This is a genomic window from Roseburia zhanii, from assembly GCF_014287635.1.
Lineage (GTDB): Bacteria > Bacillota > Clostridia > Lachnospirales > Lachnospiraceae > Roseburia_B > Roseburia_B zhanii.
Map to the genome: position 1 here is coordinate 1 of NZ_JACOPH010000012.1, position 19,096 is coordinate 19,096.

The 19,096-nt window shown below is 37.1% G+C and carries 18 protein-coding genes; 6 read left to right on the forward strand and 12 right to left on the reverse strand.

Features of this window, described 5'->3' with window-relative positions:
• The coding region (locus H8S17_RS12010) for a BlaR1 family beta-lactam sensor/signal transducer (RefSeq protein ID WP_186867500.1) at positions 1-1,775 on the forward strand (1,775 nt) is incomplete at its 5' end.
• A 461-nt stretch (positions 1,776-2,236) separates the two neighbouring features.
• Here H8S17_RS12010 and H8S17_RS12015 read toward each other — a convergent pair.
• The 10 genes from H8S17_RS12015 to H8S17_RS12060 form a co-directional block, all read right to left on the reverse strand.
• Positions 2,237-3,157, reverse strand: coding sequence for a penicillin-binding transpeptidase domain-containing protein (locus H8S17_RS12015; protein WP_243238079.1), 921 nt, complete (start codon positions 3,155-3,157; stop codon positions 2,237-2,239).
• A 541-nt stretch (positions 3,158-3,698) separates the two neighbouring features.
• Positions 3,699-4,637 carry a DUF1848 domain-containing protein gene (locus H8S17_RS12020; protein ID WP_186867501.1) on the reverse strand — a complete coding sequence of 313 codons (939 nt, stop codon included), beginning with the start codon at positions 4,635-4,637 and terminating at the stop codon, positions 3,699-3,701.
• Entirely contained in the window at positions 4,634-5,536 is a 903-nt protein-coding gene (locus H8S17_RS12025) for a hypothetical protein (protein ID WP_148445552.1), read from the reverse strand. The genes H8S17_RS12020 and H8S17_RS12025 overlap by 4 nt, the downstream gene beginning before the upstream one ends.
• A gap of 563 nt (positions 5,537-6,099) precedes the next feature.
• A complete protein-coding gene (locus H8S17_RS12030; RefSeq protein WP_118591419.1) occupies positions 6,100-8,571 on the reverse strand; it encodes an HD domain-containing protein in 2,472 nt (823 codons plus the stop codon).
• Positions 8,572-8,691: 120 nt separating this feature from the next.
• Positions 8,692-9,648: a hypothetical protein gene (locus H8S17_RS12035; protein WP_186867502.1), complete on the reverse strand. Its 957-nt coding sequence runs from the start codon at positions 9,646-9,648 to the stop codon at positions 8,692-8,694.
• A gap of 171 nt (positions 9,649-9,819) precedes the next feature.
• Positions 9,820-10,413, reverse strand: coding sequence for a hypothetical protein (locus H8S17_RS12040; RefSeq protein WP_186867503.1), 594 nt, complete (start codon positions 10,411-10,413; stop codon positions 9,820-9,822).
• Positions 10,414-10,637: 224 nt separating this feature from the next.
• On the reverse strand, positions 10,638-12,272 hold the full coding sequence (locus H8S17_RS12045; RefSeq protein ID WP_186867504.1) for a recombinase family protein: 1,635 nt from the start codon (positions 12,270-12,272) through the stop codon (positions 10,638-10,640).
• A 12-nt stretch (positions 12,273-12,284) separates the two neighbouring features.
• The gene (locus H8S17_RS12050) at positions 12,285-12,581 is read right to left on the reverse strand and encodes a hypothetical protein (protein WP_243238080.1); all 297 of its coding nucleotides are present in this window, start codon (positions 12,579-12,581) and stop codon (positions 12,285-12,287) included.
• Between the two features lie 30 nt (positions 12,582-12,611).
• Positions 12,612-13,004: an ATP-binding protein gene (locus H8S17_RS12055; protein ID WP_330595763.1), complete on the reverse strand. Its 393-nt coding sequence runs from the start codon at positions 13,002-13,004 to the stop codon at positions 12,612-12,614.
• A complete protein-coding gene (locus H8S17_RS12060; protein ID WP_186867505.1) occupies positions 12,995-13,159 on the reverse strand; it encodes a hypothetical protein in 165 nt (54 codons plus the stop codon). The genes H8S17_RS12055 and H8S17_RS12060 overlap by 10 nt, the downstream gene beginning before the upstream one ends.
• A gap of 321 nt (positions 13,160-13,480) precedes the next feature.
• Here H8S17_RS12060 and H8S17_RS12065 point away from each other — a divergent pair, with 321 nt between their 5' ends.
• From H8S17_RS12065 to H8S17_RS12085, 5 genes are all read left to right on the forward strand, one after another.
• A complete protein-coding gene (locus tag H8S17_RS12065; RefSeq protein ID WP_186867506.1) occupies positions 13,481-13,849 on the forward strand; it encodes a helix-turn-helix transcriptional regulator in 369 nt (122 codons plus the stop codon).
• 202 nt (positions 13,850-14,051) lie between these two features.
• Positions 14,052-14,366, forward strand: a complete 315-nt coding sequence (locus tag H8S17_RS12070) for a helix-turn-helix domain-containing protein (protein WP_186867507.1) — start codon at positions 14,052-14,054, stop codon at positions 14,364-14,366.
• Positions 14,367-14,578: 212 nt separating this feature from the next.
• Positions 14,579-14,953, forward strand: coding sequence for a hypothetical protein (locus H8S17_RS12075; protein ID WP_186867508.1), 375 nt, complete (start codon positions 14,579-14,581; stop codon positions 14,951-14,953).
• 23 nt (positions 14,954-14,976) lie between these two features.
• Positions 14,977-15,300, forward strand: coding sequence for a hypothetical protein (locus H8S17_RS12080; protein WP_186867509.1), 324 nt, complete (start codon positions 14,977-14,979; stop codon positions 15,298-15,300).
• Between the two features lie 134 nt (positions 15,301-15,434).
• A complete protein-coding gene (locus H8S17_RS12085) occupies positions 15,435-16,712 on the forward strand; it encodes a tyrosine-type recombinase/integrase (RefSeq protein WP_186867510.1) in 1,278 nt (425 codons plus the stop codon).
• A gap of 150 nt (positions 16,713-16,862) precedes the next feature.
• Here the strand turns inward: H8S17_RS12085 and H8S17_RS12090 are convergent, their stop codons facing one another.
• The gene (locus H8S17_RS12090) at positions 16,863-18,596 is read right to left on the reverse strand and encodes a recombinase family protein (protein WP_186867550.1); all 1,734 of its coding nucleotides are present in this window, start codon (positions 18,594-18,596) and stop codon (positions 16,863-16,865) included.
• 189 nt (positions 18,597-18,785) lie between these two features.
• Positions 18,786-19,079 carry a hypothetical protein gene (locus H8S17_RS12095; RefSeq protein WP_055249256.1) on the reverse strand — a complete coding sequence of 98 codons (294 nt, stop codon included), beginning with the start codon at positions 19,077-19,079 and terminating at the stop codon, positions 18,786-18,788.
• Positions 19,080-19,096: the final 17 nt, after the last annotated feature.

Sequence of the window (19,096 nt, forward strand, 5' to 3'; positions counted from 1 at the left end):
TATGCAATGTATTTATCAGCGGTATCATCGGAATTCTTTTGATAGCCAAGCGGATATTCAAAAACAACCTGTCCAGCCGGATGCAGTATAATCTGTGGTTCCTGCTTCTTGGGTTGCTGGCAGTTCCCTTTATACCGTTCCGTCCCATCGGATTTCCACAAATCTTCTCGTGGCTTGGTAGCTTAAGAAGCTCCCCTGCTTCCGGCACTGCAACCGCTATGGGAGAAGCTGTGGGAATTCATCCGACCGGAAATACAGACTGGATGAATGATTTCGCACTTTCTGTAAATAGCGAAACACCATCCATTGCCGGATACATATTATTGGGGATATGGATTGTAGGCATTTTTGCAATGATTATATTAGTAATCAAATCCTCACTCCGCCTACGCAATTTGGAGAAATCTGCACTTCCCCTTCAGAACCCGGAAGTACGCAGACTATATTATCGATGTTTGGAGGAAATGGGAATTCACAGAAATGTCCCTATCTACAGTACTGCATTTTTGAAATCTCCGATTATTGTGGGACTTTTGAAACCGTGTATTTATCTGCCGATTCATCTGATTTCTGATTACAACGAATCCGATATGCGGTATATGCTGTTGCACGAACTGCAGCACTATAAGCACAAAGATGCTATTGCCAGTTATCTGATGAACCTTACCGGAGTAATATATTGGTTCAATCCTCTTGTCTGGTACGCACTGAAAGAAATGCGTAATGACAGAGAGGTTGCCTGTGACACTTCCGTTTTGAAAATGCTTGAAGAGGATGCTTACGAAGGTTATGGCAATACATTGATTAACTTTGCAGAGAAGGTTTCACTTACTCCTTTTCCGTTTGCTGCCGGCCTTGGTGGAAACATGGAGCAGATGAAACGGAGAATTATCAACATTGCCTCTTATGAAAAGCCGACATTTATAAAAAGAGTAAAGGGCGTTTGCTCCTATTTTCTGATCGCCTGCCTTTTGTTAACATTTATGCCCATGCTTTCTGTCAATGCTGCAATAGAAATAGAAAACACCTATCAAATAAATAAAAACGACAGCAATATTTCTTATATTGATTTATCATCATATTTTAACGATTATCAGGGTTGTTTTGTCCTGTTTGATGCAACTACCGACAGTTGGCAAATTTATAACAAAGCAATGGCACAAAAACGAATTTCGCCGGATTCGACATATAAAATATACAGTGCCCTGTTAGGTTTGGAAAACAGATATATAACTTCGGCTTCAAACGAAATGACATGGAATGGGCAAGAATACCCTATTGCAGAGTGGAATGCCAATCAAAACCTTACTACAGCATTTCAAAACTCTGTCAATTGGTACTTTCAATCATTAGACCAAACTGCCGGATTAGAAACTTTAGAAGACTTCTATACATATATTAATTATGGCAATCATGACCTGTCAGATGGTGTTTCTTCCTTTTGGGCAGAATCTTCCCTCAAAATTTCTCCTATTGAGCAGGTCGAAATGCTCCAACGACTGTACATCAATGAATTTAATTTTGATGCAGATAATATTCAGACTGTAAAGAATGCCTTATTACTTTCTTCCACTGCTAACGGTAACCTATACGGCAAAACCGGAACAGGAAATATTAATGGAGAGAACATAAGCGGATGGTTCATTGGCTATGTCGAAACTTCAGATAATACATATTTCTTTGCCTTAAATATCGGAGCCACTGAAAATGCTACCGGAAGCAAAGCATCTGATATTGCTTTATCTATATTATCAGACATGAATATCTGGTATTGAAAAAAGGTAAAGGGTCTCTCCAAATGAAACACTTTGACCCTTTACCTTCTTTATTATTCTTCATCTGTTAACTGCTGTCTCTCATTCTCTCCATTGAAATATAAGAGAATCTGTTCATCAGCTTGTTCCTCTCCAGAAAGAATGCCTTCTACATAATCCTCATACCAAGTCACTTTCCAACAATTGCTGCTTATGCTTTTACCATCATTCCGTAACTCAAAACCCACTTATGATATTTTGTTTTTTCCTTCTTTAAGAATCAATCGACCACTAGCTGATCCAAATGGCCACTCAGCTTCTCCAACGGCTTCCAGTATCAGTTCATATTTTTTATCTGGCGAGATTGCTGTATCGCATATTGTCTTTTTATAATCCGTCTCATAAACGAAGCAAAGCCAAAGTGCAGCTATCATTGCAATAAATATACCAGCAACACATAGTAAAATCTTAACTTCTCTTGATTACTCCTCTAGGATATTAAATGCTATTTCCTGTGCCTTTGTCCCACTAATTTCATTCGAAGAATTATCATCTAAATATATAGCAAAATATATATTAGTATTTTCTTTTTCGACAAAACCGGTGAACCATGCTGTACCGTCTGTTCCCGTTCCTGTTTTTCCATATATTTTTTTTGAATCACTAGCCTCAAGTAACATAATGCTTTTTAGAATTTCTATCTCTGATTCTGTATATATAGTTTCCCCTTCCATAATCTTATGCAAAACTTCCACCTGCTCTATCGGAGAAATCAGCAAAGATGATTCAATCCAAAAACCATTAAGTTCTGGAAAAGAGTTCACACCACTTCCACTCCATTCAGATATGTCACAATTTCCATAATCCAATTTGTTTAATTCCTCTTGGATTGTCTCTTGTCCCACCTCTTCTATTACTTTTCTAAAGTACCAAATGCAAGAACTTCGAAATGCATCTTCCAGTCTTAAATCGGCATTCCATGCATCAACTGGGTAATTCATTCCATCATACCCCATTTTACTATCCTCTGACGTTACCACTTGATTATGAATTCCTATTAAAGCTGAGATTACTTTGAACGTAGAATTAGGAGATACCCTCGTTCTGCATTTGTCTTCATTATAAAAAGTATATGTATTATTTTCTGAATTCAAAATAACTGCACACCCTTGGATTGATTGAAACGCTTCCGCATAATCTACAGTGACTGTTATCGGCTGCAGTTCCTCTTCATTCTTCACATCCTCGTTTTCACTTATTTCTTCTTCGGTTTGATTAATCTGTATTGTCTGTTCCTTTTGATTTGATTGGCTGTTTCCATTCTCTTTTGAACTGCATCCTGACATACTTCCTATAATCAAGCAAGCAGTTATACCCATTATCATACATCGTTTTAGTTTCATCCCAAAATCTTCCTTTCTTCTGTAACTTCTTTTAACTTTTACTTCCTAATCCACGAACAATTTTTACATCAACATTCTAAATACAACCATCTTCTCAACCCTCCTTTTATTACATGTGTAAGATTTCAACACAAAAAAATTTTCCTTTTGAGCGCCTGTTACATCCATGCAAATATTACATCAGTAAGATTTAGAAGTCAAGTTATCTTTATATAAAAAGGCTTCTGCCAGAGGGTATCATACATTTTCGCAAAAGTGATACCTTTTAGCAAAAGCCAATTATTCAGCAGAGTCTCTCACCACCCCACTGATTCATTATACAAATGTTTCATTCAAAGAACTACAAAACACACGTCCATTTTCTTTCCTTAATGTCCAACAAACCGCAGGAAATCAAGGTTTCTTTGAAAGCAGACAAATAGTTTCAATATTCCTCTGAACTTTGATTTTATACTGCATAGCGAAAGTAGATAATTCACTTTAGGCTGGGGTAAAAAATTTACCCCATGAAACCATTCCCTCCCTCTCGTCCAAATGTTAATTATTCAAAAAAACTAAGTTGAGCGTCTTTTAATGACTTTACTTTTCTATCAGTAATTTTATCATCCGAAGTGATATTTCCACATAATAATGGGGACGCTTGATTGTACAATCTTACATTCTCTTTTACTTTCTCATCATTAAAATTTGCATAGCAATATTTGCAACCATTGAGACAAGTATTATACGCTCCTACTTCCACACTTTCAAAACATCCACACTCTTCTCTCTGATTTTTGTCCTTTTCACCAATCAACTTACACCCTAATATCTTCTCAATTAGTTTTTTATCTATACAGCTTCCATGCTGAACACCAACATTGTGAAGATTGATTTGCTCTGCACAAGATTCAATTACCAAATTATATTTTGAAGCAATTTGTACCATTTGCGCCGCCAAACTAATCATCTCATCATTTGTCATTTGCCTAATGCCAAGTTCCTTAGTGTTTCGTTGTGTTTTTGCATATAAATCAACAAAACTGATAACTACCTTTTCCGTGTAATCCGCAAGACTACTCGCTATTTCCTCAAACGCTTTTAAATGGTAATCCATTGTATATCGCTTGCTTATCAAAATAGGATCATATCTCCATATTACTTTTTCTTTTCCTATTTTTTTAGACAATGCCTTAAACGTTGAAATAAGTTCCTCTCTCTTATTTGGAAGGTTCGGTTCAATATCCTTACCATATCCCGTAAGAGTAAACTGAAAATAGTATACATAATCTTTCAAACATTCCAGCTTTCCCATCATATTCGCAGGGTTTTTGGTCCAAAATACAATGCAGTCCACTACATCTGGCGATAAATCTATTCTACTTATTTGATGTGCATTCATAGGATTTCGCACATATAAGAATCCCTCTTTAATTCTGTTAACAAACCAATCTGAATAGTAATTTGGCACATCTGTTCTTCTACTCACACTTAATATCATAATGAATCCTTCCTATCGAAAGTCAATACTTGATAACGAATATTTCTCGCTTTCAACACCGGCCATCTATTTAAATTTTTGCAATCACTTGTACAATTTTCTCTATTACTAACATATGTACTACATTCTGTATTTAAAGAAGTTAATAATTCAATAGCCTCATTCGGATATTCGAACTTGTAATCAATCTTTTTGATTCCTCTATCTTCATCTTTATAGTGAATAAATGTCGTTGCATTATCTTCTGTAATAAATCCATTCTGTTTTATGGCTGATATGATTTTTTCACTTCTTTCCATATCTCTATCCATACTTCCCTGATCAGAACGAAGAGATATTAATATATGAATTCTATCTCTTTGAATTTCTTTTTTTCTAAAACTCTCACAAATATCTTGAAACTCTTCATTTGAAAATTCACTAATAGATTTAGGGAAAATATATACATTGGATATTAGCGTACTTGTTTTTTGAAAAATAGTTGCAGCATTGACTTTTGTAAACTTGACTTCATCTTTTTCTCTTGCTTCTATTTTATAATTCCAATCAATAGTATCAATGCCCCTATATTTAATATAACATTCTCCACTTCCAATCTCACCAAGTGCTTCAACCAATCCCCAATAATCTATCATATTTCCACATCCGATGGATGCCACCTCTATGCTATCTTTAAATTTTTCTCGTGCAAATAATGTATCAAACATACTTTTATATTCAAAGGCATATGAAAAAACATACCGTAACAAATATAATTGTTGAATATGTATGTCTGAATAATCCGGCTTTTGTCCAGCTTGATAATTTAATGTTTTCAGCATACATAAATTAACGTTTTGGTCTATATACTCTCTGAAATCATCATATATCATTGAAATATAATTCTTTATTGTAATCATCCCTGAGTTCCCCTATAAAATTTATCTTTTATATTTTTCTTCTGTCAAAAAGTATCCTTTCGCCAAAATGTATACTTCCCGTTCTCCAAAGCCTATCCCCTGGGGTAAATCTCCGATTATATCATCACTCTACGAAAACAGAAACACACATCTATTTTACTCCAAAAATGGCGAAATCCTTTGATTTATTGGGCTTTTCTTGACAGAAGGCACACCGTCTCCACATGTGTCGATAGGGTAATTGAGATGCACTTTCCAGAGTTTTCACTTTACTCTGGGAGCGAAAAATGTTGCAATCCTCTGTGACGAGGCTGCAAAAAATTGACATGATGCTCTCTCTTATGCCCCTGCATAGCAAAAGATTGCATTGTATTTTAGATGTAAGCCAGACCAGCTTACGATTACTCTGCTCTTTCTCTATGGTCCACTACTCATCCCTTGATGATAACTTCTAAGATATTGTACCATAAATTGTTTATTGGGGAAATTACTTCCCGATAAAAATGGGCAGAAGAAAACCTCCAAATCTGTTGTGGACTTGGAGGCATTATTCCAACCATTTACTATCTTAAACAATAATTTGTCTCTTTATATTTTGTCTCAATAAAAACATCTAACAAAGCTTTTTGCTCTGTAGATAATTCAGCATGATCTCTAATCCATAAATGAATTGCTTTTCCTATTGCATAAGATAATTTTTCCTGTTGCGATGCACTTATATTATTTCTAGAAACATTCGGGATAAATTCTCGATTAAAAATATTAATAACGGCTCCCTTTAATATTACTCCATCAACAAGATATGGTATCTTAATCCTTAATCCTGATAGTAAAACATTCTTAACATAGCATGTATCAGTATTTTCCCAACTAAATCTTCCTTTAAATGTATTTTCCTCATTATAAGGCAAAACAGCATTTGATTCTCCTGTGACAACCCCTTTTTTTATAATTTCTGGCTTTACTGGTGTTAAAGAGCCATGATGAAACTGATTTCTAAATCCGCCTAATGTATATCCACCAATAATGCTCTCACTTGACTCTTCTATTATAAAATCGTAATCTTCAAACTCATCTTCATCTCCCCATATATTTATAGCTTCATAATTTCCTATCTTATCAAGTGCTTCTTGGTAATCTTCTAAAACATCATAGGCTTTAAGGAATTCACTTTCTTCATCTTCTGTAATAATCGGAATTTTCAAGAATGTAATTTTCCCATCTTTAACAAAGTTTTTAATGGATATATTTTCTTCATCCACCGAATACTCCTCTTCATTATAGCAATAACTCTCGTACCCATTTATGTCACTTAAATATTTTGCAAAATTTATTTGTTTATAGCTACAATCAATGAATGCCTCTATACCACTTAAGTATTCTGAAAGACATATGTTTTCTGCAATTATTGTTTCAATCCTCTTAATATTACATTCCAATGGCATTGATACACCTTTTTCCATTGTTGATATTTTAATCGGTATTCCACAATCCAAAAAATTATTTTCTATAAAAGATACCAATCTTTCTATATTATTATTGAACACACTTAAACATTGGTCATAATCTAAAATTATTTCTGTTCCCTGCTGTCTTACAGTATCTTCATAAGTAAGGCATATGTACTCACTGTTTCTTTCAAATGAAATTCGATTCATTTTCTGTTCATTATAATAAACTGTATTAACCTCCACTTTATCGGATAGCATAAAACATGCCAAAAAACCTATTCCATAATGCCCTATTGGCGAATATTCTCTATCTTGTAGCCTATAATCATCTGACGCATAATAAGATACACCAACATTCAGAAAATACTTTTTCAAAATATCTATAGACATACCACTACCATTGTCCATAACCATAACTTTTTTTCGATCTTTGTCCAAAATCACTGAAATATATGGCTGATAATTTTGATATCTAAATTTTTCCATTTTAGTGGCCGATTCTTCCATAGTCTTACATGCATCAATTGAATTTTGTATTAATTCTCTTAACCCATATTTTCTATCACCATAAATATGCTCTCCCATCAATAAATTGGTCACTGCATTATAATCCAAAGAAAGTCTTAAATCAGAAAAACTAAAACCCTTCGATTGAATTTGGTTTACTACATTTGTTTTTAATGGTAATAGATATTTCTCGTCTACAAAACTTTCACATAAATCTACAGCATTTTTTAATTCTCCATTAATAGCATCAAAGTATTTTAAAAGTTTTCTATGAACAGATGGGTCCTGACTTGTACCCTGAAAGAAAATTTCTAATTCATTTGTTTTAGGGTTTCTTCTTATTTTATCATAGTTCTCTATCACAAAATGTTGTTTCCATTCTAAATCACTAAATTCCTTTGGGTTCAAATATTTATATAAATATAATGGTGCTCTTTGCTCATCAATATCCAAATAGTCAGATATTCTAAGTAGCACAGAGATATACTGTGCATTAAGATCAAAATGTCCCTTTTTTTCATCATTATGCAAGTTCTTTTTTATCCATTCAAAATCTTCATTATGCGACATGCATATTTGTGCAAGTTCAGATTTAAATGAAATATTTGTTGATTCTGGAATCAAAAATAACCTTTCATCCATCTTTGTCTCAATATAATCTCTCGCACGTTTACCATGTACCGGCCTTACGCACTCTTGCAAAGCGGTCATTTCATCCCCATATTTCTCAAGTACTTTACTATATTTTCTTTCACCCAATATCGCATGGTCTGCTTTGATTTCCTTAATTTCGTCCACATTTGCAATCATTCCAATATCATGCAACAATGCACTATATATAAGTAATGCTACTTCTAATTCACTTAATTTATTTATATCCACAACAAGTGCATACATATATTCCATCACATTTATAGAATGTCTTACACCATGAACTGTATAACTTGCAAAAACATTATTAATTTGCGGTAATATCGTATTAGCATATTCTATAGTTTCATCTAACTTACTTAAAAATTTACTATCTTTTTCCTTTAACCACATATATAAATGGCTTTCCTGTACTTTTTCTATCATCTTAATCACTCTCTATTAGTTATTACCTAATTCCAAATATCCATCTAATTTCAATATTCCTAATATAACAGGAGCCTCCAAGTTATTTAAACTCAAAGGCTCTCTTTTTCTTACATAACTTTATGCAAGTGCAGGTTCCTTCCCTGCAATAATCGCTTTCACTTCTTCTATATCCTTATCTGTGGCTGAGGCTATCTGCTCTGCTGTAAAACCATTCTTATACATTTTTATAATAAGTCCTGCTTCACCTTCCGCACGTCCAATCGCAATACCCTTTTCTTCAATTCCCTGACTCAAGTTACACATAACGCTCACATCCTTCCTGAAGTTCTCCTCAATAGGAATATCGTATTCATTTCCAATTATGTTTAGTTTTTCATCTATTGTAAGTTCCTGTGACAGCAACGCTCCTAACAGACGGTGCAGTTCATATGTCTCATCATGTTCCGGCAGATTCTTTGCCAGTCCAAGCATTATGATATTCAGCAGATCAAGATTTCCCTTCCATTGATAGGAACCGATCAAATCTTCTTTTGTGAGATGCACATGGCTCATGCTGCTCTCTTCCATGTTCATACATACCCAGATCGAATATACACGCTTAATGTCATCGTAGCTGGAATTCTCAAAATCACGTTCTTTTTGTGATGAGATCAGTCTGCTCACATAAAAGATTGCCCGGTTTAAGATTTCGTATCCCGTCGGCTCGTCTTTCTGTGCTTCTACATTTATGATGATCTGTGACAATCCATCTCTCATGCGCACATAGAAAACGATATCAAATCTTACCAGACCTTCGTTGATTTCTTCATTTTCTGTGTTGAAACCGACCAGTCTCTCACCATTTTTTTCGCTGGCTGCATTTGTAAGTCCAGGCTCTACCGGTACCGTACTGATATGTGGTGTTCCCTCAATGCAGTCAACCACATCCTTGGGATTCATGCCCTTAAACTCATCAACTGTTTTTACCAGTATATGTGCCAGTATGCTCTTCTGTCCTAACAGACGCTTTGCACTCGTATCATACTGTGCTTTTGAATCTGTTGCTTTCACTGCATTTTTCAATTCTGTATTCACTGGCCTTCCTCCTTTTTGTGACAGATATAGTCATCCCCAAAAAGGCATCTGACCACACCTATATTATAACTTACCCATTTCTTTTATACAATCAATTTTTACATTTGGAAAAGGAACATAAGAAAAACTCCAAACCTGTTATAGACTCGGAGTCTTGATTCCGTCCATTTTTTACATTGTCTGCACCGGTGCATGCTGTTCCTGCTCCTCATGCTCCAAAGCATCCTGCTCTGGCACATGCTCTAAGTTTTTTGCTGTTTCCTGCACTTTTGCCATATACCGGATTTTAATGCTGCTGTAATCAACCCCTGCCGGTTCCAGCACCTTTTTCTCTAACATGTTTAACATCGCTTCGGTGTCAAATTTTCCCTCAAAATAAAGTTCCTCATCCACCTTTATCGGTACATCCATTTCTTCCGGTGAACTTCCAAGGATCGTCCTCCAGCGTCCGGCTACTTTTCCACACATTTCCATAAAACGCTCATGGATATCCGGCTGTTCATTACAGGCCTGCAAAATCTTTTGTGCCACCTTTCTCCATGTAGGTGTTTCTATCCATTCTCCCCGCGCGAACTGGACTGCCAGCGATTTTTTCCCTTTCAGTTCTGCCGGGGACACTGTGATAAGACTGCTTTCCCGGATTGTATCTTTCATATCTGTCCGCAACTCCCCACTCTGGTACATCTGGAGCAGTGCATCACATTTCGTGTTTACAAGCTGTAACATTTCCTCCCTCAGTTCTTCTATCAGTTGCTCATAATTCATACGCTTTTCTCCTCCTCTCCGCACACCTCATGTGCTTTTTGCTTTTTCTATATCCACTTTCTTTTACTCATTTTTCGTGATATATTTTCTATTCCTATTGTTCTGCACTTGTTTCCTATTTTTATGCCAACAATAAAACGCCCGGATCATCGGGCATTTTATTCTTACCATAAACTGGCAGGAACAACGTTTCCTATTTACTTGCTGCCATTCCTGCCGCAGCCTTACTCATATCGAATCTCCTTTTCCATGACAATGCCTGACTGGAACTGTATCAGCAGCTTCTCGCTGGATTCCACTTTGATGGTCGAGATCAGCCGTCTGACAAGGTCATTGTCGAACTCCGGTATCTGGCAGGTGCTTGTGCTTAAGTAATGGTCGATATCTTGGATTCTCTGTTCATAGCTGTCAGACATCTGTTTCTCGTTTCTGGCTGTTTTCTGTGCCTCTTTTAAGGCATTGATTTCCTCTGCTATGGTGCGGTAGCGTTCATCAAACTCCGGTGTGTAAGAGCCGGTCTTTGCATTCTCTGCAATCAGTGCCACCATCTCATCCTGCTTTTCTTTTATCTTTTCTTCGTATTCTCCGGACTCTTTTGCGGTGCTGTAGCTCCCGATGACATGGATGATGTTCTGCCGGAAATCTTCCATAAATTCCATATCATCACTTGTGATCCTGTGGATGGCTTCCATCACCGCCCTGTTTAATGCGTTCTCTTCGAGTGTCTCGGATTCCCCGCATTTCTTCACTCCGTTGGTCAGCCGATTGCTGCATCTCCAGACAACTTTATTTTTCCCGTTTCTCGCCCAGGTGACTCTCCTGTACTCCTGTCCGCATTTTCCGCAGATCAGCGTGCCGGTCAGTGCATAGGTGGAGGAATACCTGCTTTTCTGGTTCTTCTTCCGGGTGACAGCCGCCTTGCATAAGGATGCCCTCCGCATCATCTCTTCCTGTACCCTGTAGAACAGCTCTTTCGGAATGATTGCCTCATGGTCATCTTCCACATAATACTGCGGTACGATTCCAGTGTTCTTGACTTTCTTTTTTGTCATGAAATCCACCGTATAGGTTTTCTGCAGTAATGCATCTCCCATGTATTTTTCATTGCGGAGCATTTTGTCTATTACCGTGGAATGCCATTTGTCCTGCCCTGTGGCCGTTTTGATTCCCTGCTCCTCCAGATGCTTTGCAATCTTCCCGGTACTGTAGCCTTCCAGATAAAGCCAGAAGATCAGCTTTACGATCTCTGCCTCTTCGGGTACGATGACTAGGTCACCATCCTCGTTTTTGGTGTATCCCATGAACTTTGTGCAGTTTACGATGACCTTGCCTTTTTCAAATTTCCTCACGACTCCCCATCGGATGTTCCCGCTGATGTTGCGGCTCTCCTCCTGTGCCAGGCTGCTTAAGATGGTGATGAGAATTTCACCGGTTCCCTCCAGTGTATTGATCCCCTCTTTCTCGAACACCACCGCCACATTCTTTTCCTTGAGTTTTCGGATGGTCACCAGCGAGTCTACCGTGTTCCTCGCAAACCTGCTGACCGACTTTGTAAGGATCATGTCAATCTTTCCTGCAAGGGCATCCTGTATCATGGCATTAAAGTCTGCCCTTTTTTTTGTGTTTGTTCCGCTCTTTCCGTCATCCGCATAGATGCCGGCATTTTTCCAGTTTTCATTTTCCGATATCTTGCTAATATAATACTCCACCTGTGCCTCATAGCTGCTGTCCTGCTCTTCCAGTTCCGTACTGACACGGCAGTAGGCAGCGACCTTCATTTTCTTCTCTGACAGTTTCACATTCCGGTCATACTGCACCTTGGCAGGTATCATGCTGATCTTTTTTGCTGTTTCTGCCATCTGCTCTCCCTCCTAATCCTTGTACCCGGCTGTGACACGGCTCCCATTGATAAGCTCCACTTCTGCCATGTTTCCACCATGCACCCAGATGCGTGCGATTATTTTTCTATATAAATTTTCATCAAATGTTTCCAGTTTCTTTTTCTCTGCAAGGATGTTTTTGATCTCCTCTGCCCGGAACTCCTCATCCCTGACCTCCAGTGTCCGGTAGCGTTCCTCTGCCCTTTCATAGAGCAGTTTTATCAGGTCTGTCTCTGTGCTTTCCTGCTCTTCTTTCATCCGTATAAATGTCAATATCAAAATGTACATTTTTGATCATTTAAGAATGTACAAGTTTGCTCATTCATCGTCCTGTATCATATATTCCCTTAAGCGGTACGATTTCCCAGTGATGTTTATTACATGTGCATGATGCAGGATCCGATCCAGAATTGCATTTGCAATGACCGGATCATAAAATACATCATCCAACGAATTAAAATTTATATTTGTTGTCAAAATGGTGCTTCGTTTTTCGTATCGTAGATCTATTAGTTGGAAGAACAGTTTTGCATCATTTTTTTCAATTGGCAGATAACCCAGTTCATCAATGATCAACAGCTTATATTTAAAAAAGTGTCGCAGTCTGGCTTCCAGACGGTTTTCCAGTTTGGCTTTCTTAAGTTGCTGTATCAAATCATGACACTTTATAAAGTAAGTGCTGTATCGTTTTTTTGCGGCTGCTATGCCGATTGAAGTACATAACTATCAGCCAACATTGTTTTTAAATCAGTTTTTATCTTTGCTTTATCTTTTTCCCCTAATAAATTGTAAAGTTCACTAATTTTTTCTACGTTGTTATTACATAGATTTACCGATAATTTTGTGATGATTAGTCCAGTATCCATTTCTACCCCTTTCTACAAATTTTTGAATTAACCATTTCAGTCGTAACAACAAAGTGCTGTGTCATCTCACTTCAATAGGCTTATTGTTTCTCGCTTCCACTCTTGGGGTGTTCCCTATCTGTTCCACGGCTGTTGAACCTTTCAGTAAACTGCCTGTGTTCCTGCTTGCTTTGCTATTACACTGACGATTATTGTCAGCTAATTAGCATTGTCAAGCGTTTTTTACTAAGTAGGTGACTTTTTGCTAAATAACTGACTTTTTCTATTGACGTTAAGGGGTTTTAACTGTATAATTAGTAACAAGAAAGGGGTGAATACATATTGAAAGACCGCATCAAGAAAATAAGAAAAGAACTTGATTTAACACAACAAAAATTTGCTGACAAGTTAGGTGTTCAAAGAAATACTATTGCTATGTATGAAATGGGGCGAACACTTCCAAGTGACGCAATCATGCGTTCTATCTGCCGCGAATTTAATGTCAATGAAGATTGGTTGCGAACAGGTCAGGGTGAAATGTTCATAAAACAGACAAGGGATGAACAAATTGCTTCGTTTGTCGGTTCGATACAATCCAGTGAAGATGATTCTTTTAAGAAAAGATTCATTTCAATGCTTTCTGCATTAGATGAATCGGATTGGGAAGTATTAGAAAAAATGGTGATTATGCTGCATGACAAAAAGGACTAGGCATCAACCTAGTCCAAGAAGTGCTTTTATGTAGCAGTAGATTAGTTTTAATTTCCTATCATCTGCTTTTTCAAGCATTTTTATAATAAGTGCTTTATAGTCCATGCGATCATCTCCCGTCAGCCACACGTACTAAAGTAGCGATACAATAATATTGGCAAACATTTGTTCGTTTGCCAATATTTTTGAAAGTTGGTAAATAATGGGAATATTTCAACAACGATTTATCCAAGCCAAGGAACAAAGTGGTTTAAGGTGGATTGATATAGCAAATCGGTCAGGACTTGACAAGGCAAGTATTAGCCAATACAAAAACGGTGTTCACACACCTGAACCTGATGCACTCTATCACTTAGCAGTTGCGTTGAATGTCAGCATGGAATGGCTGACTAGTGCTGAAATATCAGTCAGTGATTCTGAATTACTGAACCAATACCACCAGTTGAATGAACTTGGAAAATCAGAACTTATACAATTTCTTGATGATTTATCATCAGACCAAAAATACAAAAAGTAACGGTTCGTTACGGTTGGTTACGCATTGAGTTACGGTTCTAAAGCGTTGATTTTACGGCAAAGTTACAGTTGTTACGGTTACAGTTAAGTTTTCTTATATAGATTTTTTTTTACATATACTAAATTAAAAATAAAAAAGTAAAAATATAAGAATAAGAACATCAACCGTAACCGTAACCGTAACCACACACCAAGAAAGGAAGGTAAAAGTATATGTTTGGAAAGAAAAAGGAATCAGGTACACCAGTAATGCACTATGAAGGAATTGAAGGGTTTGCGACTGATTACCCTTGCAGAATTGAAGTGAAAGGTGATGTGTTTGAGATCAGAAGAATCAAGCCTGAAACTACGGTTACACTTCCAATGAACAGAATCAAGTCATTTTCAGCAATGGAAGAAAAGAATTTCATGCAGAAGTATCACGGTACTGCCCGGACAACAGGAAAGTCAGGAATCAACAAGTATTACTTGGTTGTAGAATATGACAAAGGGATGCTTGCTTTTTGGGGAACTGCAAAAGAATATAAACAGTTCATTGCACTTCAATATGCAACCAATACGGCAGCACCTTCACACATTGAATTATAACTGAACAAAAAAGGTGAATGAAAATGAATTACTCTATATCAACCCAATCTGATACAGGTAAAAAATTCACATTAAATGAACAAGAAGAACTATTTTTCAATGCACTGTATGATTATTTATCACCTGATGAAAACTCTAATATCTTTTTAGAGCGTATGAGTAACGGTTGTATTTCCGTATTTTATGCAACCTATCCTGTGGGTAAAATAAAACTTCAAGGAAGAAAACATTGGATGCAGATTTTGAAGGGGTTATATACTTCAAAAACCATAGAAGGTGACGTTGAAAATTTTATTACACACGTTTCAGATTGGGAAAAATACATCAAATTACATTGTAAAAACTGAACAAAAATGAACCCCAACCGTTGCAGCGGTCAGGGTTCCTATAACTCTATACCAAGGAATAGGATGATATAGGCTATGCAATCCTAATTATATCATCCATTACCTATAAATTCAATTACAGAAAGGATGATATTATGAACGGTGGAACACGAAAAAGAGGTACAACATGGTCATATTATTTTGACCTTGGGAAAGTTGACGGAAAACGTAAAAGGAAGGAAAAGGGTGGTTTTCGCACTAAGAAAGAAGCAGAAGCAGCACTTGCCAAGGCTCTGAATGAATACAATAATGTCGGGTCAGTTTTTGAACCTAATGAAATTACGGTTGCAGACTACCTGAACCAATGGTTTGATCTGTACTGCAAAACCAACCTGAAATATAATACACAAGTCGGTTATTTAAGAATCATTCAAGGGCATTTGATTCCAAAGTTCGGTGTATATAGACTGAAAGCGATCACCCCGGCAATATTACAGGAATATGCCGTTGAACTGAAAATGAACGGCAATTCTAAAAGTCACATGATCGGCATTTTGTCCGTATTCAGTGCAGCACTAAACTATGCTGTTGAACCAATGCACTACATCACTTCAAATCCTATGCAGTATGTCAAATTCCCCAAGGTTGAAAAAGCACCAAGGGAACGCATTATTTTGACCTTGGACGAATGGCAGCGAATCATTGACCGTTTCCCGTCTGATTCCCGTTATCATATTCCGCTTATGATTGGTTTTTATACTGGTTTGCGTATCTCTGAAACTTTTGCCCTAACTTGGGATGATATAGACCTCGATAACCGCACCATCAGCGTCAACAAACAGATTGTAAAGCGTAACTTTGGGGCAGATGTAAGGAAGGTTGTTGAAAAGAAGGGTAAGAAAGAACTGCAGTCATCATGGTATTTTGGAACAACCAAAACTGTAACATCAAACAGAACCGTGAAGTTTGGTGAAACCCTGTACCGGGCATTGAAAGCAGAAAAGGTCAGACAGGCAAAAAATGAAATGAAGTACGGTGAATACTACACCATCCATGTCATCAAGGTTGAAAAGGATGAAAAAGGCAATGATATGAAGCGCATAGTTCCAATTCAGAAGTGTATCAATTCGCCTTTGCCACGGGTTCGCATGGTCTGCATTGCAGAAAACGGTCAATATACTTCAACTGATTCCTTCAAATTCTGTTCAAGGGTCATCCATAAAGAACTACTGCTTGCCTTTGATTATCATTCACTAAGGCATACCCACGCCACACTGCTGATTGAAAACGGTGCGGATGTGAAGGACATACAGACCCGGTTGGGACACACCAACATTGAAACCACCTTGCAGACCTATGTGCATGATACTGAAAAGATGGTTGAACGCTCTGTTGATCTGTTTGAACAGGTGACACAGGCAAAAACATCATAACAACTACATAAAGACCTGAAAAAGCACTGAATCCGGCAATAGTTCAACGGGTTCAGTGCTTTTCTTGTGTTCAATGATGTTTTTCAGAATTAGGGTGGCAAATGGGTGGCAAATAGACTGAACTCCACTCATAAAAGCCTGTAAAACCGCTTATTTACGTGATAATAAACAGACTGTCTCAACATGTTTCTCATTGGATAGGGAATTTTCTGTATCTTCATCATCAAAAAACATTGTGTCAACAAGCTTTCCATCAACATTTAATGGAATCTTGAACTGTACTGATTTCACCCAACGACCGTCTTTCTGCTTCTCTTCATAAATTTCCACTTTCTCAATCAACAGATTCATCATCAGCTTTTTATCACTGTCTGGCATATCGTCTATGTGGTCTAACATTTCATCAATAATTCTTTTATAGACCTCAGCCGACAGATTTTCACCCTGAGCATTTTCAATACTCAAATCATTCTGATACATCTGATTCTCTATTATAGCAATCTGTTCATTGATTTCCTGCACACCAGCTCTGTATGTCTTCATCAAATCATCGTATAATTCATCATCAATATCCAACTCATTGATTCTGCGTAACTGCTTTGATTTCTTAGAATCCAGCTTCTCATGTTCTTTCGTAAGACGTTCTTTTTCTTGTAATAATTCACTCAAAGAATCATCAGAACCCAGCTTTTTAAGAATCTGGTCTTTCATATCGTTTTCGCCACAAAAAACATACTTTACAAGCTGTATGACCTCTGCATTGATTTCATCTTGTTTAATATGCTTCTTATAGTCACATAGATGCCCTGAGACCATTTTTCGATTCTTACAAAGATAATACCACATATCAGTGTAGAATTCGTCAGAACCCTTCTTTTTCTTACGATTTACCACACCATACATTGACGAACCACACACAGGACATTTTATAATTCCTGACAAGATATGTTCATGCAATAATGAATGTGTCTTCTCTCTCTTGAAAGCATTCTTCTTACGTTTCACTTGCACTCTGTACCATGTATCTTCATCAATGATTGCTTCGTGTTGCCCCTGATACAGCTTGTATGATTCCTTGTCCTGCTTAACCACATGGAACTCATTTCTAGTACCGTCAATCTTTTCAGTTCTCCTACGTCCATACGAAATCTTTCCGCAATAGACAGGATTATCAAGCACATTCGTTACAAAATGAGCTGATATGTTAGGAACAGTTCCATTCTGTCTCACAGTCTTTGTGTATCCATTCTCATTAAGCCATTTTGCAACCGCATTTACGCCCATACCCTGTAAATACTTTTCATAAATCAATCGAATCAGCTTTGCTTCTTCTTCATCAACAACCAGCATCTTTGATTTCTGACCATCTACATTAACCAATTTGTAACCGTATGGAGCAAAACCACCGTTCCACAAGCCGTCACGTGCCTTTTGCTGTCTTCCAGCCATTGTCTGCTCTTTGATATTTTCACGCTCGATTTCAGCAACCGCCGCTAACACTGAAATCATCAGTTTTCCAGATGCACCAGCAGAATCTATATTGTCTTCAACACACAACAGATTCACTCCGTAATCTTCCATATATTGCAGACTGTTCAGTGTATCAGCCGTATTTCTACCGAATCGACTGAGCTTGAATACAAGTACATAATCAACATTATCTTTGCCAGATTTAATATCAGCAAGCATCTTACGAAATTCCGGTCTTCCAGCAACGTTTTTACCTGATTTTCCCTCATCTGAATATTCACCAACAATTCTCATTCCTCGATGACTTGCTTCTTTCCGTAGTCGTTCCTTTTGAGCTTCTAACGAATATCCATCAAGCTGTAATTCTGTTGATACTCTCGTATATATATAGCAATTCAACTTCCTTTTCGCCATTTTCCTACCCACTTTCTTAGTTTTAGTCAATATCGTGTTTCTATTATATATCAATGATACATTTCTTTCAACATTTTTCTACATGATTGAAAGCAAAGAAAAAGACACCTGATTTCCCAGATGCCATTTTATTTATAAATCAATCAATGTCATTTCAATTCACGCTCCCTGTACAGGGAGCGACCATTACTATAAATCAATGTCTGGAACTTTCCATAATTCTTCCATGTAATCTTTTAGTCTTCCAGACTGAACCGTTCTCAACAATTCTTCCATCTCTTCTTTTGCCTTGCTGTATTTTTTATGATAGTCCAGCCAGTCCTTGCCTGTCTCTACATGACCACATTCGATTTCATCCTCACAAATTTCTCCAAGAGTATTTCTTACATCCTCTAATGCTTTTTTCAACACATCAATTCTATCTCTGATTTGATAATCTAAATCACCATAGACATACAAATATTTTTTTGTATTTTCATTCATGTAAACGCCTCATTCTC

Excerpts from the sequence above, each read along its gene's own strand:
- H8S17_RS12015 (WP_243238079.1), bottom strand. The coding sequence starts at position 3,157 with ATGAAACTAAAACGATGTATGATAATGGGTATAACTGCTTGCTTGATT.
- H8S17_RS12020 (WP_186867501.1), bottom strand. The coding sequence starts at position 4,637 with ATGATATTAAGTGTGAGTAGAAGAACAGATGTGCCAAATTACTATTCA.
- H8S17_RS12025 (WP_148445552.1), bottom strand. The coding sequence starts at position 5,536 with ATGATTACAATAAAGAATTATATTTCAATGATATATGATGATTTCAGA.
- H8S17_RS12030 (WP_118591419.1), bottom strand. The coding sequence starts at position 8,571 with ATGATAGAAAAAGTACAGGAAAGCCATTTATATATGTGGTTAAAGGAA.
- H8S17_RS12040 (WP_186867503.1), bottom strand. The coding sequence starts at position 10,413 with ATGAATTATGAGCAACTGATAGAAGAACTGAGGGAGGAAATGTTACAG.
- H8S17_RS12045 (WP_186867504.1), bottom strand. The coding sequence starts at position 12,272 with ATGGCAGAAACAGCAAAAAAGATCAGCATGATACCTGCCAAGGTGCAG.
- H8S17_RS12050 (WP_243238080.1), bottom strand. The coding sequence starts at position 12,581 with ATGTACATTTTGATATTGACATTTATACGGATGAAAGAAGAGCAGGAA.
- H8S17_RS12060 (WP_186867505.1), bottom strand. The coding sequence starts at position 13,159 with ATGGATACTGGACTAATCATCACAAAATTATCGGTAAATCTATGTAAT.
- H8S17_RS12070 (WP_186867507.1), top strand. The coding sequence starts at position 14,052 with ATGGGAATATTTCAACAACGATTTATCCAAGCCAAGGAACAAAGTGGT.
- H8S17_RS12075 (WP_186867508.1), top strand. The coding sequence starts at position 14,579 with ATGTTTGGAAAGAAAAAGGAATCAGGTACACCAGTAATGCACTATGAA.
- H8S17_RS12080 (WP_186867509.1), top strand. The coding sequence starts at position 14,977 with ATGAATTACTCTATATCAACCCAATCTGATACAGGTAAAAAATTCACA.
- H8S17_RS12085 (WP_186867510.1), top strand. The coding sequence starts at position 15,435 with ATGAACGGTGGAACACGAAAAAGAGGTACAACATGGTCATATTATTTT.
- H8S17_RS12090 (WP_186867550.1), bottom strand. The coding sequence starts at position 18,596 with ATGGCGAAAAGGAAGTTGAATTGCTATATATATACGAGAGTATCAACA.
- H8S17_RS12095 (WP_055249256.1), bottom strand. The coding sequence starts at position 19,079 with ATGAATGAAAATACAAAAAAATATTTGTATGTCTATGGTGATTTAGAT.